The sequence below is a fragment of the Streptosporangium sp. NPDC053982 genome (assembly GCF_055585205.1).
The window spans coordinates 85,736-99,865 of sequence record NZ_JBVJKQ010000007.1 but is presented as its reverse complement, the minus strand read 5'-3'; the positions used below and the strand labels follow the sequence as shown (position 1 = coordinate 99,865).

The window sequence follows — 14,130 nt, the reverse complement described above, 5'->3', positions numbered from 1 at the left end:
CCTTCGACCCCCGGGAAGGCACATGGACATCCTCTGGCTGGGCGTGCTCGCTCTGCTGCTGATCGGCTACTTCGCCCTGGAAGGCTTCGACATCGGCCTGGGGCTGCTGCTGCCCGTGCTGGGCCGTACCCCCCGGGACCGCGACCGGATCGTCGCCGCCATGGCGCCGTTCGTGCTGGCGAACGAGGTGTGGCTGGTGGCGGTGGCGGGCGTGCTGTTCGGCGCCTTCCCCGCGGCCGAGGGGGAGGCCCTGTTCGGCCTCTACCCACTGGTCGTCTCCCTGCTCCTGTCGTGGATCGTGCGCGACGCCGGCCTGTGGTTCCGCCGCCGCCTCGACGGCCCGTCCTGGCGGGCGGCCTGGGACTGGGCGGTCTTCGCCGGCTCGGCGGGCCTGGCCCTGAGCTGGGGCATGGCGCTGGCGGCGATGGCCGGGGGCCTGTCCGGGCCCGCGATCGGGCTGCCGGGCATCGGCGCCGGGCTGCTGGTGGCCGCGGCGTTCGCCTTCCACGGCTGGACGTTCGCCTCCTGGCGCCTGCCGGACGGCCCCACCGGGGCGCGCCGTACCGGGACGGCGCTGCTGGTGTCGGCGTGCGTGGCCGCCGCGCCGGCCGCGGCGGTGGCCGCGGCCGGCGCCCCGTGGCTGCTGGAGCGCGTCGCGTCGGCGGAGACGCTGGGTGTGCTCAGTGTCATAATCCTGCCGTTCACGCCCCTGATGGTCGGTGCGCAAGTATGGGTGTGGCGCGCCTTCGGTCCCCGGAGCGCCGCCGACCGGATGCCGTCGTTCTTCTAGCGTCGCTCTTCTAAGGTTCGCATGCACAAGGATCTCCTACGGCTGGCGCGCGGCGAGCGCGCCGTCCGCGGGCACCTGGCCCTCTGCCTGGCCGCGGCGGTCCTCGCCGGATCGCTCGTCCTCGTCCAGGCGGAACTGCTCGCCGGGGTGCTGTCCGGGCGGTTCGCCACCTCCGCGCTGGGGCTGCTGGCGCTGGTCGTCGCGGTCCGCGCGGCGCTCGGCCTGCTGCAGGGCGTGGCGGCCGGGCGCACCGTCGCGGGGGTGAAGACCACGCTGCGCCTCCGGCTGCTGGGCAGGCTGCGGGACATGGGCCCGGCACGGCTGGCCGCGCACCGCTCCGGCGAGCTGGTCACGCTCGCCGGTCGGGGGCTGGACGCCCTCGACCCCTACCTGACGGGATACCTCCCGGCGGTCGCGGTGGCCGGCGTGGTGCCGATCGCAGTGCTGGTCCGGCTGTTCGCCGCCGACCTGACCAGCGCGCTGATCGTGCTGGTCACGCTGCCGCTCATCCCGGTCTTCGGCGCGCTGGTCGGCATGCACACCAAGGCCGTCACCGAGCGGCAGTGGCGGGCCCTCGCCCGGCTCGGCGGCCATTTCCTGGACGTGGTCCGGGGCCTGCCCACGCTGCGGGCCTTCGGCCGTGCCCGCTACCAGGCCGAGGTCATCGCGAAGGTGGCCGACGCCCACCGCGCCGCGACGATGCGCACCCTGCGGGTGGCGTTCCTGTCGTCGCTGGTGCTGGAGCTGGCGGCGTCGCTGTCGCTGGCGCTGGTCGCCGTGCCGGTGGGCCTGCGGCTGCTGTCGGGGTCGCTGGACCTCTCGGCCGCGCTGCTGGTGCTGCTGCTGGCGCCGGAGGCGTACCTGCCGCTGCGCGTCATGGGCAACAGGTTCCACGCGGCCATGGAGGGGGTCGCCGCGGCCGACGAGGCGTTCGCCGTACTGGACGAGCGGGCCGGTCCCCCGGCGGCAGGCGCGACCTCCGGGGACGGCGCGGCGGGTACGGTGGCCGGCGCGGCCATCGGTACGGTGGCCGGCGCGGCCATCGGTACGGTGGCCGGCGCGGCCATCGGTACGGTGGCCGGCGCGGCCATCGGTACGGTGGCCGGCGCGGCCCCGGTGGCCGGCGCGGCCTCCGCCCGGGGGAACGGCGCGCGTGGCGGCGCCGATGGCGGTGCGGCGCCGGAGATCCGGCTGGAGAACGTCACCGTGCGCTACCCGGGCCGCGAGGACGCGGCGCTGGAGGACGTCTCGCTGGTGATCGCGCCCGGCGAGCGGGTCGCGCTGGTCGGCGAGAGCGGCGCGGGCAAGAGCACGCTGCTGCACCTGCTGCTCGGTTTCGTCGCCCCCGCCTCGGGCCGGGTCCTCGTGGACGGCGTGGAACTCGGCGGGCCCCGCGAGCCCCGGTCCGGCGAGGTCGCGGAGCCTCCGGAGCCCACGGAGCCCGGGAACCACGCGAAGCCCGGGAACCACGCGGAGCCCGCGGAGCCCGCGGAGCTCGCGGAGCTCGACGCCTGGCGGGCCCGGCTGGCGTTCGTGCCGCAGCGGCCGCACCTGTTCGCCGCGTCCGTGGCCGACAACATCCGGCTCGGCGCCCCCGGCGCGACGGACGCCGAGGTCCGGGACGCGGCGCGCGCCGCGCACGCCGACGAGTTCGTCGCCGCGCTGCCCGAGGGCTACGACACCGTGCTGGGCGAGCGCGGGGCGAACCTGTCGGCCGGGCAGCGGCAGCGGGTCGCGCTCGCCCGGGCGTTCTGCCGCCCGTCGGCCGGCCTCCTGCTGCTCGACGAGCCGACGGCCCGGCTCGACGGCCGTAGCGAGGCCGCCGTGGTGGCCGCGACCCGGGAGCTGACCGGGGGCCGTACCGCGGTGATCGTGGCGCACCGGCCCGCGATGATCGACATCGCCGACCGGGTGATCAGGATCGCCGACGGGCGCGTGGTGGCCGCCGTCCCGGCCGGGGAGGCTCGATGAGCCGGCGGGACGAGGAGCGGGAGGACACCACGGTGGGCCGGGACGGCACGGGCCTGGAGGACACGGGCCGGAACGACGCGGACCGGGACGGTTCAGGCCGTGACGGTACGAGACGGGAGGAAACGGCCACCACGGTGAGGGCTGAGGATGCTCCCATCCGGACGAATGCGCCGGTACGGCCCGGCAGGCGGCTGGCCCTGGCCGCGGTGGCCGGCGCGGCGGCGGAGCTCGCCGGGCTCGGGCTGATCGGCTCGGCGGCGTGGCTGATCACCCGGGCGGCCGAGCAGCCCCCGCTGGCCGCGCTGAGCGTGGCGATCGTGGGGGTGCGGGCGTTCGCGACTACCAGGGGCGTCCTGCGCTACGGCGAGCGCCTGGCCGGGCACGACGTGGCGCTGCGCGCCCAGGCCACGACCCGGGAGCGGCTGTACGAGGCGCTCATCCCCGCCGGGTTGCCGGGGCGGCGCGGTGCCGACCTGCTCAGCCGGATGGTGGACGACACCGACGCCGCCCAGGACCTGCTGGTGCGCGTCCTGCTCCCGGCGGCGGCGGCACTGGTGACCGCGGTCGCCGCCGTGGTGCTCGCCGCGTTCCTGCACCCGGCGGCGGCCCTCGCGCTGCTGGCCGGGCTGGCGGTGGCCGGGGCGCTGATCCCGGCCGGCACCGCCGCCGCGGCCCGCCGCTGGGCGGCGCGGATCGCCCCGGCCCGCGCCGACCTGGCGGCCCGGGTCGCCGACCTGGTGCACGGCTCGGCCGACCTCGCGGCCTACGGCGCCGGGGACCGGGCACTGGCGGCCTGCGCCGAGGCCGACGCCCGCCTGGCCCGGCTGGAACGCCGCCAGGCGCGGGGGAACGCGCTGGCCACCGGCGCCGGCGTGCTCACCCAGGGCCTCACCGTCCTGGCCGTCGTGCTGGTCGCCCGGGGCGCCGGGACGGGCCCGGTCGCCACGGCGGTGCTCGCGCTGACCGCGCTGGTGGCGTTCGAGCCGGTGCTGCCGATGGCCGCGGCCGGGGAACGGCTGACCGGGGTGCTGGCCGCCCTGCGCCGCCTGCGGGAGATCCGCGCGACCCCGCCGGCCGTCTCCGAGCCGGCCCGCCCCCTGCCCGTACCGGCGGGCCCGCCGTCCGTCGAGGTCTCCCGCCTGGTGGTCCGGCACGGCGACGGCCGCGCCCCCGCGCTCGACGGCGTCAGCCTGACCCTGACCCCCGGCAGGCGCGTCGCCCTGGTCGGCCCCAGCGGGGCCGGCAAGAGCACGCTGCTTTCGGCGCTGATGCGCCTGGTGGAGCCGGAGTCCGGAGCGATCCGGCTGAACGGCGCCGACATCCGCGAACTGGCCTCCGACGACGTCCGCGCGGTGATGACGGGCCTGACCCAGGACCCGTACGTGTTCCGGGCGTCGCTGCGCGACAACCTGCTGCTGGCCGGCCCCGAGGCCGGCCCGGAGGAGCTGGCGGAGGCGGTGCGGCGGGCCCGCCTGGAGACGTGGGTGGAGCGGACCGGCTGGGACACCGTGCTCGGCGAGGACGCCCGGACGGTGTCCGGCGGGCAGCTCCAGCGGCTGGCACTGGCGCGGGCCCTGCTGCACGACCCGCCGGTGCTGCTGCTGGACGAGCCCGCCGAGGCGCTGGACACCGAGACGGCCGAGGCTCTCATGGCCGACCTGCTGGACGCCACGCGGGGCCGTACGACGCTGCTGGTCACGCACCGCCTGCACGGTCTGGAGCAGGTCGACGAGATCATCGTCCTGGAGAACGGCAGGGTGACGCAGCGCGGCACCCACGACGAGCTGGTGGGTGTCCCCGGCTACTACGGCGACCTGTGGCGGTCGGAGGAGATGGTCTCCCGCCGCTGAGGCGCCCCGCCGGGTCGGCTCCCCCGTCCCCGGGAAGCCCGGCCGTCCGGGGGGCCGGTTCGGCGGCCGTCTCCGCCCGCCCCCGGTTGCTTCCGTGAACGTCTCCGCCCGGCCTCCCCCGGTTGCCTCCGCAGGCGTCTCCGCCGGGTCTCTCCGCCGGACCTCTCCGCGAGGTTTCTCCCCCGAATCGCACTGAGGGGTTGAGTTGGCGGCGCAAGCAGGTTTACAGTTCAAACCAGAGGGTTTGCAACGCAAACTTGTTTACCGCCGAAGGAACACCGTGGACGACGACGAGCGGGTGCTGAGCCCGCAGGAGATGCTCCGGCTCATCGAGCAGCAGGAGACGGCCGCCGCCGAGCGGTTCACCCCGAACCCGGTGCCGCACTTCCTGGCCTGGGGAGTGGCCTGGCTGGCCGGGTTCGGCGCGCTCTTCCTGAGCTACGGCCTGTCCGGCAGGCCGTACGCGCCGGTACCGGTCTGGACGGCCCTGGTGGTCCTCTGGGTGCTCACGGTCGCCGCTCTGGTGATCAGCGCGGCGACCATGTGGCAGCTGCGCAGCCCGGTGCGCGGGGCGTCCCAGGAACGCGGCACCAGGTACGGCATGGCCTGGGGCCTGGGCTTCCTCGGCGTGTGGACGGTGGGCATCCGGTTCGGCCAGCTGCTTCCCGCGGCCGAGACCGGCCTGCTGTGGGCGGGCCTGTCGATGATGACGGTCGCCATGCTCTACGTGGCGGGCGGCGCCGTCTGGGACGACCGGACGATGTACCTCTTCGGGGCCGGCCTGGCCGTGCTCAACGCGGCCGGCGTGATGGCCGGCCCCGGCTGGCACTCGCTGCTGATGGCGGCGGGCGGCGGGGGCGGGTCGATCGTGGCCGGACTGCTGCTGCGCAGGGCGAGACACCGGTGACCCCCGGCCTCGACCCGGTGATCCACGCGCCGGCCCGGCTGCGGGTGGTCGCCACGCTCAACGCCCTCCGCGAGGGCGACACCGTCACCTTCCCCGGCCTGCGTGACCTCCTCGACATGACGGCCGGCAACCTCTCGGTGCACCTCGGCAAGCTGGAGGACGCCGGGTACGTCGAGATCACCAAGACCCACCGGGGGCGCACCCCCGTCACCTACGTCGCCCTCACCCGGCGGGGCCGGCTGGCCTTCGAGGACTACACCGCCGAGATCCGCTCGCTGCTCGACGCCGCGGCACCGCCCGCCGACGACTGACGACCGGCGTCGGCGGCCGACCGCCGGCGGCCGACGCCGAAGGCCGGAGGCCGCCCCGCCTCCCCCACAGACCCCGCACGATACGAAAGGCACATGATGGAGACGCTGGCACGCGCCATCGAGGTCACCCGCCGTTACGGCAGCGTGACAGCCCTGGACGGGGTGTCGCTCGACATCCACCGGGGTGAGCTGGTCGGCCTGCTCGGCCCCAACGGAGCGGGCAAGTCCACCCTGATCAACCTCTTCGCCGGGCTGCGCAGGCCCCACTCGGGCCGGGTCGAGCTGTTCGGCGGCTCCCCCGCCGACCCCGTACGGCGCCGCGACATCGGCGTCACCCCGCAGGAGACCGGCCTGCCGTCGACCCTGCGGGTCCGCGAGGTGGTCGACTTCGTCACCGCCCACTACCCCCGCGGCGCCGCCCGCGGGGAACTGCTGGAGCGGTTCGGGCTGACCGGGATGGAGCGCCGGCAGATCGGCGGGCTGTCGGGCGGGCAGAAGCGGCGGCTCGCGGTGGCGCTGGCCTTCGCCGGGGACCCTCGGCTGGTCTTCCTCGACGAGCCGACCACCGGCCTGGACGTCGAGGCCCGCCGGGCGCTGTGGGACGCCGTCCGGGACTTCCACGCCGGAGGGGGCACCGTGGTGCTCACCAGCCACTACCTGGAGGAGGTCGAGGCGCTGGCCGAGCGGGTCGTGGTGGTCGACCGGGGCAGGGTCCTGGCCGACGACACCGTGACGGCGATCCGGGGCATCGCCGGGATGCGCCGCGTCACACTCACCGCCGGGGAGCTGCCCGACCTGCCCGGCGTCGTGCGCGCCGAGCGGGACGGCTCCCGTGTCCTGCTGCTCACCGCCGACGCCGACGCGCTGGTCCGGGCCCTGGTCCGGGCCGACGTCCCCTTCTCCGGCCTGGAGATCGCCTCCACCTCCCTGGAGGAGGCGTTCCTGACCATCACCGCCCGCGAGCCCCAGGCGGCCTGAACCCCGGTCGCGGGCCCCGGTCGCGTCGCGGCCGTCCGCTCCCCGCCGCGTCGCCCCGGTTCCGCGCCGCCCTGTCCGGCGGCTCCGCGCCCCGCACCGCTTTTCCTCTCCCCGGCTCTCATACTTCCGGGAATCCCCGGTTCCCACGCTCCCGAGAAAGGGACGCCCCCATGTCGTCGCTCCTCCTGACCCACACCAAGTACCGGTTCCTGGAGACCATCCGGGTACCGATCGCGGTGGTCGGCAACACCTTCTTCCCCTCGGCCTCGATGCTGTTCTTCGTCGTCCCGTTCACCGGGGAGGACCCGCTCCTGGCCACCCTCGCGACCGGGTCGATGATGACGTTCTCGGTGATGTCCACCGCCCTGTTCACGCACGGCCTCGGGGTCGCCGACGACCGCGCCCAGCCGTGGGACCCGTACATGCGCACCCTGCCGGCGGGCCCGTGGCCGAGGTTCGGGTCCAACATCCTCAACGGGCTGATCATGACCCTGCTCGGCATCCTGCCGGTGCTCGTCATCGCGGCCACGCTCACCGAGGCGACCGTGACCCCGTCGCAGCTGCTGCTCGGCCTGGGCGCGCTGCTCGTCGCGTCGGTCCCGTTCACCCTGATCGGGCTGTTCGTCGGCTATCTGCTGCCGGCCAAGGCGGCGATCGCGGTCGTCCAGCTCGTGCTGCTGCCGATGGCGGTGGGCGGCGGCCTGCTGATGAGCCCGACGGACCCGCCCGCGTTCATCGCCGCCGTCGCCCCCTACCTGCCCACCCGGGGCGGGGCCGAGCTGGTCTGGGCGGCGGTCGGCGGGCCCGCGCCCCGGATGCTTCCGCTGGTCATGCTCGCGGTGTGGACCGTGGTGGCCGGGGCGCTGGCCGTCTGGGCCTACCGCCGCGACGAGGGCCGCCGCTTCTCCTGAGGCGACCGCGCCCACGGGCCGGGTCCGGATCGCTCCCCCGCCCGGATCCGGCCCGGAGCCGTTCCGGACCGCCCTCCACTCCGGCGTCGCGGGCCCTTCCCGCACCGGGAGAGCACCGGGAGCGCATCGTGAAACACAAGGACGTGCCGCCGGATCCCCTCCTTCCGGCGGCACGTCCTTCTCCAGGGAGTGAGCAGCATCCGTCCCCGGGCTCTCTCCGTACGGCCCGGCCGGTCCGCCGGGCCGTACGGCGGCGCGTGCCACCGGGCGGTCCGGCCGGGCGTACGGCGGGCCGGGCGTGTCGGGTCGTCAGGAGGTGGTGGTCTTCTCCTCCAGGGTCACCCGGACGTTCTGCTCACGGCCGTCGCGGACGTAGGTGAGCGACACCTCCTGGCCCGGCTTGAGGCCGCGCACCGCGCCGACCACCGTGTCGGGGCCGTCGACCGCGGTGCTGCCGATCTTCGTGATGACGTCGCCCTGCTTGATCCCGGCCTTCTCCGCGGGGCTGTCCGCGGTGACCTGGGCGACGAGGGCGCCGGCCGCGTCACCGGTGGCCTGGGCGAGGTTCACGCCGAGGAACGCGTGGGAGACCTTGCCGCTCTTGATGAGCTGGTCGGCCACCTGCTTGGCCGTGTTGATCGGGATGGCGAAGCCGACGCCGATGTTGCCTTCGCCGCCGTTGGTGGCGATGGCCGAGTTGACGCCGACGACCTGGCCGCGCGTGTCGACCAGCGCGCCGCCGGAGTTGCCGGGGTTGATCGCCGCGTCGGTCTGGATCGCGTGGCCGATCGTGGTGGGCCCGCTCGCGGACTGCTGCTGTTGCTGCCCGCCGCCCCAGCCGCCGCCCCAGCCGGGCGGGAGCTGCGGCTGCTGCTGCTGGCCGCCGACGGTCACCGTACGGTCCAGGGCGCTGACGATGCCCGCGGTGACCGAGCCGGACAGGCCCAGCGGGCTGCCGACGGCGAGCACGGAGTCGCCCACCTTGAGCTTGTCGCTGTCGCCGAGCGACGCGGCGGTGAGGCCGGAGACGTCGTTCGCCTTGATCACCGCCAGGTCGGTGGCCGGGTCGGTGCCGACGACCCGCGCGGTGGCGGTCTTGCCGTCGCTGAACTTGACGGTCACCTCGCCGCCCTGCCCGCCGGCCTCGACCACGTGGTTGTTGGTCAGGATCATGCCGTCCGCCGTCAGCACCACGCCCGACCCCTCGCCGCTGCCTCCGGAGGTCTTGACCTGGATGGACACCACCGACGGCTGGACCGCCGCGGCGACGTCGGCGACCGTGGTCACGTTGCCGGCCGGGGCGGCCAGCGGCGCCGACACCGCGGCCGGCACCGCGGTGGGACCGTCGTCGAACGAGGCCGTGGCGACGGAGCCGACCACGCCGCCCCCGACGGCCGCCACGGCCAGCGCCAGCCCCGCGCCGATCTTCTGTGCGGCGGTGAGCCGCGTCCGCTGAGCGGGGACGGCTCCGGGCGCCGGGGCGGTGAGCGTCTCCGGCATCGGGTGGATCATCGTCGGCTGCGGGCCTTCGGCCCTGGAGGCGGCGAAGCCTCCCGCTCGCGGCGGCACCTTGCCGAACTGGCTCCAGCCGGTCACATCGGCCGGGGTGGTGTCCTGCCCATCCTTGTTCGGTTCCATGTCCTGCTCCCCAACTCCTCGCGTCCGCCCGTGCCGAGCCGGGGCGGCGACCGGTGACTCCAGTGCATCCAAAGATGCCGGAGAGGGTGTAAGACCAGGTTAAGAGGATGATCGGGAAAGAAGCGCTCTTCTGACGCGGGCTTTATGCGCCGTGGTCAGCGGGTCCTGCCGGCCCCGGAGATCGGTGACGGAAATCACGCCGGGCCACGTGGAAGGGCCGTACAGGGTGGACCCTACAGGGCGGGCCGCACGCGGGACGATCCGCCCGGGGGCGGACCGCGCGGGGTGAGCCGCCCGGGAACGGGCCGCGACGGCGCGCGTCAGCGTCCGGTGGGCCAGTACTCGTCGCGCAGCAGGCGCTTGTAGAGCTTTCCGGTGGGGTGGCGGGGCAGCTCCTCGCGGAAGTCCACCGACTTCGGGCACTTGTACGGCGCGAGCCGCTCCCGGCAGTAGGCGATCAGCTCCGCCTCCAGCGCGGGACCGGCCAGGTCCATCGAGACCGGCGAGACGACGGCCTTGACCTGCTCGCCCATCTCCTCGTCGGGGACGCCGAAGACCGCGACGTCCGCGACCTTCGGGTGGACCGACAGGACGTTCTCCGCCTCCTGCGGGTAGATGTTCACCCCGCCGGAGATGATCATGTAGGAGCGGCGGTCGGTCAGGTAGAGGAAGCCGTCCTCGTCGAGGTAGCCGATGTCGCCGAGGGTGGTCCAGCCCCGGCCGCGGGGGTCGCGCGACGCCTCCGTCTTGGCCTCGTCGCCGTGGTAGACGAACCGCGGCCCGTCGGAGAAGTAGACCGTGCCGTGCTCGCCCGGCGGCAGCTCCTCCCCCTCCTCGTCGAGGATGCGCACGACGCCGAGCAGGGCGCGGCCGACCGTGCCCGGATGCTTGAGCCAGTCCTCGGAGCCGACGTGCAGGAAGCCGTTGCCCTCGGTGCCGGCGTAGTACTCGTGGATGATCGGCCCCCACCACCCGATCATCCGCTCCTTGACCGGGATCGGGCAGGGGGCGGCGGCGTGGATGGCACACCTCATCGACGACAGGTCGTGGCGGGCGCGGACCTCGGCGGGCAGCTTGAGCATCTTGATGAACATGGTCGGCACCCACTGCGAGTGGGTCACGCCGTACTTCTCGATGAGCGCGAGGGCCCGCTCGGGGTCGAACCGTTCCATGACCACGACCGTCGCGCCGAGCCGCTGGAAGGTCATGCAGTACCGCAGCGGGGCGGCGTGGTACAGCGGGGCCGGGGAGAGGTAGACGCTGTCGGCCGACGGCGCGAACAGCAGCCTCACGAGCTGCAGCAGGCCGCCGGGCGCGTCCAGCGGCGCCTTGGACAGGGTGGGCTTGACGCCCTTGGGGCGGCCGGTGGTGCCCGAGGAGTAGAGCATGTCCGCGCCCTGGCACTCGTCGGCGACGGGGGTGGGCGGGTGCGCCGCCACCGCCTCCTCGTAGGAGGCGAACCCCTCCGCCCCCTCCGGGACGCCGTCGAGCATGAGCCGCAGCTCGACCTTCGGGGTCAGGGCGGTGACGGAGGCGGCCACGTCGGCCAGGGAGGCCGAGGAGATGAAGACCCGCGCCCCGCAGTTGTCGACGATGTAGGCCAGTTCGTCGGTCCGCAGCCGGGAGCTGATCGCCGTGTAGTACAGGCCCGACCGGTGGGCGGCCCAGGCGATCGTCAGGAACAGCGGGTGGTTCTCCAGCATGAAGGCGATGTGGTCGCCCGGCCGCAGTCCCGCGGCCCGGAGGAGGTGGGCCAGCCGGTTGGACTCGGAGTCCAGCTCACGGTAGGTGACGACCTGCCCGGAGTCGGCCATGATCACGGCGGGCTTGTCCGGCGAGGTGGCGGCGATCGCTCCCGGGTGCATGAAACCGAACATTACTCTGCCGGTTGCCCGGTGAGAAGAGACGACCGGGCCGCGGCTCCGGGTGTCCGGAGGCCGCGGCCCGGTCGTGCGGCACGCGCGTGGCGCGGGGTGTGCGGAACGGCACGGGCGCGAGACTCGCACGGGGAACGCCGCGGAACCGTACGGAACGGCCGTGGGCCCGTACGGCACGGCGCGGGGTCAGGAGGCGGGGATGACCGCGCCCTTGTACCGCTGCTCGATGAACTGCTTCACCTCGGGACCGGCGAGCAGCTTGGCGAGCTTGACCACGCGCGGGTCCTTCTCCTTGCCGGCCGCCACGACCAGGCCGTTTGCGTAGGGGTTGTTCTCGGACTTCTCCAGCACCAGCGCGTTCTCGGCCGGCTTCAGGCCCGCCTCCAGGGCGTAGTTGCCGTTGATGACGGCGGCGTCCACGTCGTCGAGGGAGCGGGGCAGCTGCGCGGCCTCCAGCGGCTGGAACTTCAGGTTCTTGGGGTTGCCGGTCACGTCACGCTCGGTGGCGGCGGTGCCGACGCCCTCCTTCAGGGTGATCACGCCGTTGTCGGCGAGCAGCTTCAGCGCCCGGCCGAGGTTGGTGGCGTCGTTGGGCACGGCGACGGTCGCGTTCGAGCCCAGCGCGTCCAGGCTGGTGATCTTCTTGGAGTACAGGCCCAGCGGCTCCAGGTGGACCGGCTGCACGAAGGTCAGCTTGGTGCCCTTGGAGGAGTTGAAATCGTCCAGGTAGGGCTTGTGCTGGAAGTAGTTGGCGCCGAGCTGGCCGTCATCGAGCTGGACGTTCGGCTGGACGTAGTCGGTGAACTCGACGATCTCGAGGTTCAGGCCCTCCTTGGCGGCGAGCTTGTCCTTGACGAACTTCAGGATCTCGGCGTGCGGGACCGGGCTGGCGCCGACCTTGAGGACGTCGGAGGCCGAGGTCGTGCCTTCACCGCCGGACCCGGACGAGCCCGAGCCGCAGGCGGCCAGGGCCAGGGTCAGCGCGATGATCGCGGAGACGATTCCGATGAGCTTGCGCATGGTGTGCTTCCTTGTGGATACGGCGTCCGGCGGCCCGCTCGCGGCGGGGCCTCCGGGGGACGGGAAAGGTACGGCCGGCCCTCCGGGAACCCGTCTCGGCGGGACCCCGGGGGGACGGGAGGAGCGCGGGGGGCGCGGGGGCGCGGAAGGTCAGCGGCGGGCCAGGCGGCGGGCGGCGAAGTCGCCCAGCATCTGGCCGAGCTGCACGATGACGATCAGGACGACGACGGTGACGATCATCAGTGAGGTCTCGAAGCGCTGGTAGCCGTAGCGGATGGCCAGGTCCCCCAGCCCTCCGCCGCCGATGGCGCCGGCCATCGCCGAGTAGGAGATCAGCGCGACCACGGTCACCGTGAGGCCCGCGACCAGGCCGGGCATGGCCTCCGGCAGCAGGACCTTGCCGACGATCGTCGTACGGCTCGCGCCCATGGCCTGGGCGGCCTGCACCTTGTCGTCGCCGACCTCGCGCAGGGCGGTCTCCACCAGGCGGGCGAAGAACGGCGCGGCGCCGAGGGTCAGCGGGACCACCGAGGCGGTCGTGCCGATGGTGGTGCCGACGATCATCCGGGTCAGCGGGATCACCGCGATCATCAGGATGATGAACGGCAGCGAGCGGCCGATGTTGACCACCAGCCCGAGCACCCGGTTCAGCGGCCCGGAGGGCAGCAGCCCGCCGCGGTCGGTGACGATCAGCGCGACGCCGAGCGGCAGCCCGATCAGCACGGTGAACAGCGTGGACCAGGCGACCATCTCGACGGTCTGCCAGGTCGCCTCCCACAGCAGGGGGGCCATCTCGTCCCAGGTCATCGGGCTTCCTCCACCAGCAGGCCGCGCTCGGACAGGTGGGCGAGGGCGGCGTCCCTGCCGCCGCCGGTGAGGCGCACGCGCAGCCGTCCGGCGGAGACCCCGGCGACCTCCTCCAGCGCCCCGCCGAGGATGTTGACGTCCACGTCGAACTTGCGGACCAGCTGCGAGATCACCGGCTCGCCGGCCTGACCGGCGAAGGTGATCGTGACGGCGCCCGGCTCGGCCGGGGGAAGCGGGAACAGCTCCTCCGTCAGCCGGGACCCCGGCCGGGCGAGCAGGTCGGGGATGGCTCCGGACTCCTGGATCCGGCCGTCCGCCATGATGGCGGCCGAGTCGCAGATCGACTTGACGACGTTCATCTCGTGGGTGATCAGCAGGATCGTCAGGCCGAGCTCGCGGTTGAGGCTCTTCAGCAGGGCGAGGATCGACTGGGTGGTGGCCGGGTCGAGCGCCGAGGTGGCCTCGTCCGACAGCAGCACCGCGGGCCTGCCCGCCAGCGCGCGGGCGATGCCGACGCGCTGCTTCTGGCCGCCGGACAGCTGCCCGGGGTGCGCCTTCGCCTTGTCGGCCAGGCCCACCAGCTCCAGCAGTTCGGCGACGCGCCGGGCGCGTTCCGCCCGGCCGGTCTTCATGACCTCCAGGGGGAACGCGACGTTCCCGGCGACCGTGCGGGAGGACATCAGCGCGAAGTGCTGGTGGACCATCCCGATGCCCCGGCGGGCCAGGCGCAGCTCGCCCTCCCCCAGCGCGGTCAGCTCCCGGCCGGCCACGGTCACCGTGCCCTCGGTGGGCCGTTCCAGCAGGTTGACGCAGCGCAGCAGGGTGCTCTTGCCCGCGCCGCTGCGGCCCAGCACACCGAAGATCTCACCCTCGCGGACCCGGAGGTCGACGCCGTCGACGGCGACCACCTCGCGTCCACGATCCCGGTAGACCTTGCGCAGGCCTGACACGTCGATCACAGCTGTGAATCCCCCAAACGGATGTCGAAGAAAGGACGTCGAGCGGGGGACGGGCTAGCGGGTGCCGGGGTGGAAGGGCAGGTGACTCAGACGGCGCAGGACGAGACGGTC

Annotated in this window: 12 protein-coding genes; 7 read left to right on the top strand and 5 right to left on the bottom strand. The window is 74.1% G+C overall.

Annotated elements, in window-relative coordinates; genetic code table 11:
• Window positions 1-22: 22 nt before the first annotated feature.
• From ACZ6W9_RS14115 to ACZ6W9_RS14085, 7 genes are all read left to right on the top strand, one after another.
• Entirely contained in the window at window positions 23-790 is a 768-nt protein-coding gene (locus ACZ6W9_RS14115; protein ID WP_389962950.1) for a cytochrome d ubiquinol oxidase subunit II, read from the top strand.
• A gap of 21 nt (window positions 791-811) precedes the next feature.
• On the top strand, window positions 812-2,761 hold the full coding sequence (locus ACZ6W9_RS14110; protein ID WP_470118016.1) for an ABC transporter ATP-binding protein/permease: 1,950 nt from the start codon (window positions 812-814) through the stop codon (window positions 2,759-2,761).
• Window positions 2,758-4,611 carry a thiol reductant ABC exporter subunit CydC gene (cydC, locus tag ACZ6W9_RS14105; protein ID WP_389962944.1) on the top strand — a complete coding sequence of 618 codons (1,854 nt, stop codon included), beginning with the start codon at window positions 2,758-2,760 and terminating at the stop codon, window positions 4,609-4,611. The genes ACZ6W9_RS14110 and cydC overlap by 4 nt, the downstream gene beginning before the upstream one ends.
• A 280-nt stretch (window positions 4,612-4,891) precedes the next feature.
• Window positions 4,892-5,518, top strand: coding sequence for a hypothetical protein (locus tag ACZ6W9_RS14100; protein WP_389962941.1), 627 nt, complete (start codon window positions 4,892-4,894; stop codon window positions 5,516-5,518).
• On the top strand, window positions 5,515-5,829 hold the full coding sequence (locus tag ACZ6W9_RS14095; protein ID WP_389962939.1) for a winged helix-turn-helix domain-containing protein: 315 nt from the start codon (window positions 5,515-5,517) through the stop codon (window positions 5,827-5,829). The genes ACZ6W9_RS14100 and ACZ6W9_RS14095 overlap by 4 nt, the downstream gene beginning before the upstream one ends.
• Window positions 5,830-5,922: 93 nt before the next feature.
• The gene (locus ACZ6W9_RS14090) at window positions 5,923-6,807 is read left to right on the top strand and encodes an ABC transporter ATP-binding protein (protein ID WP_389962935.1); all 885 of its coding nucleotides are present in this window, start codon (window positions 5,923-5,925) and stop codon (window positions 6,805-6,807) included.
• Between the two features lie 170 nt (window positions 6,808-6,977).
• Window positions 6,978-7,718, top strand: a complete 741-nt coding sequence (locus ACZ6W9_RS14085) for an ABC transporter permease (RefSeq protein WP_389962932.1) — start codon at window positions 6,978-6,980, stop codon at window positions 7,716-7,718.
• A gap of 309 nt (window positions 7,719-8,027) precedes the next feature.
• Here the strand turns inward: ACZ6W9_RS14085 and ACZ6W9_RS14080 are convergent, their stop codons facing one another.
• The 5 genes from ACZ6W9_RS14080 to ACZ6W9_RS14060 all read right to left on the bottom strand — a co-directional run bounded on the left by ACZ6W9_RS14080 (window position 8,028) and on the right by ACZ6W9_RS14060 (window position 14,019).
• Window positions 8,028-9,356 carry a S1C family serine protease gene (locus ACZ6W9_RS14080; protein WP_389962929.1) on the bottom strand — a complete coding sequence of 443 codons (1,329 nt, stop codon included), beginning with the start codon at window positions 9,354-9,356 and terminating at the stop codon, window positions 8,028-8,030.
• A gap of 320 nt (window positions 9,357-9,676) precedes the next feature.
• Window positions 9,677-11,221 carry an AMP-binding protein gene (locus ACZ6W9_RS14075; RefSeq protein WP_389962926.1) on the bottom strand — a complete coding sequence of 515 codons (1,545 nt, stop codon included), beginning with the start codon at window positions 11,219-11,221 and terminating at the stop codon, window positions 9,677-9,679.
• Window positions 11,222-11,419: 198 nt separating this feature from the next.
• Complete coding sequence (locus tag ACZ6W9_RS14070; RefSeq protein ID WP_389962923.1) at window positions 11,420-12,253, bottom strand: MetQ/NlpA family ABC transporter substrate-binding protein; 834 nt, start codon at window positions 12,251-12,253, stop codon at window positions 11,420-11,422.
• 150 nt (window positions 12,254-12,403) lie between these two features.
• Window positions 12,404-13,060 carry a methionine ABC transporter permease gene (locus ACZ6W9_RS14065; RefSeq protein ID WP_362938117.1) on the bottom strand — a complete coding sequence of 219 codons (657 nt, stop codon included), beginning with the start codon at window positions 13,058-13,060 and terminating at the stop codon, window positions 12,404-12,406.
• The gene (locus tag ACZ6W9_RS14060; RefSeq protein WP_389962918.1) at window positions 13,057-14,019 is read right to left on the bottom strand and encodes a methionine ABC transporter ATP-binding protein; all 963 of its coding nucleotides are present in this window, start codon (window positions 14,017-14,019) and stop codon (window positions 13,057-13,059) included. Before ACZ6W9_RS14060 ends, ACZ6W9_RS14065 begins: the two co-directional genes overlap by 4 nt.
• Window positions 14,020-14,130 lie beyond the last annotated feature (111 nt).

Coding starts and splice junctions, on each gene's coding strand:
- ACZ6W9_RS14070 (WP_389962923.1), bottom strand. CDS start 12,253: ATGCGCAAGCTCATCGGAATCGTCTCCGCGATCATCGCGCTGACCCTG.
- ACZ6W9_RS14065 (WP_362938117.1), bottom strand. CDS start 13,060: ATGACCTGGGACGAGATGGCCCCCCTGCTGTGGGAGGCGACCTGGCAG.
- ACZ6W9_RS14090 (WP_389962935.1), top strand. CDS start 5,923: ATGATGGAGACGCTGGCACGCGCCATCGAGGTCACCCGCCGTTACGGC.
- ACZ6W9_RS14110 (WP_470118016.1), top strand. CDS start 812: ATGCACAAGGATCTCCTACGGCTGGCGCGCGGCGAGCGCGCCGTCCGC.
- cydC (WP_389962944.1), top strand. CDS start 2,758: ATGAGCCGGCGGGACGAGGAGCGGGAGGACACCACGGTGGGCCGGGAC.
- ACZ6W9_RS14075 (WP_389962926.1), bottom strand. CDS start 11,221: ATGCACCCGGGAGCGATCGCCGCCACCTCGCCGGACAAGCCCGCCGTG.
- ACZ6W9_RS14080 (WP_389962929.1), bottom strand. CDS start 9,356: ATGGAACCGAACAAGGATGGGCAGGACACCACCCCGGCCGATGTGACC.
- ACZ6W9_RS14115 (WP_389962950.1), top strand. CDS start 23: ATGGACATCCTCTGGCTGGGCGTGCTCGCTCTGCTGCTGATCGGCTAC.
- ACZ6W9_RS14085 (WP_389962932.1), top strand. CDS start 6,978: ATGTCGTCGCTCCTCCTGACCCACACCAAGTACCGGTTCCTGGAGACC.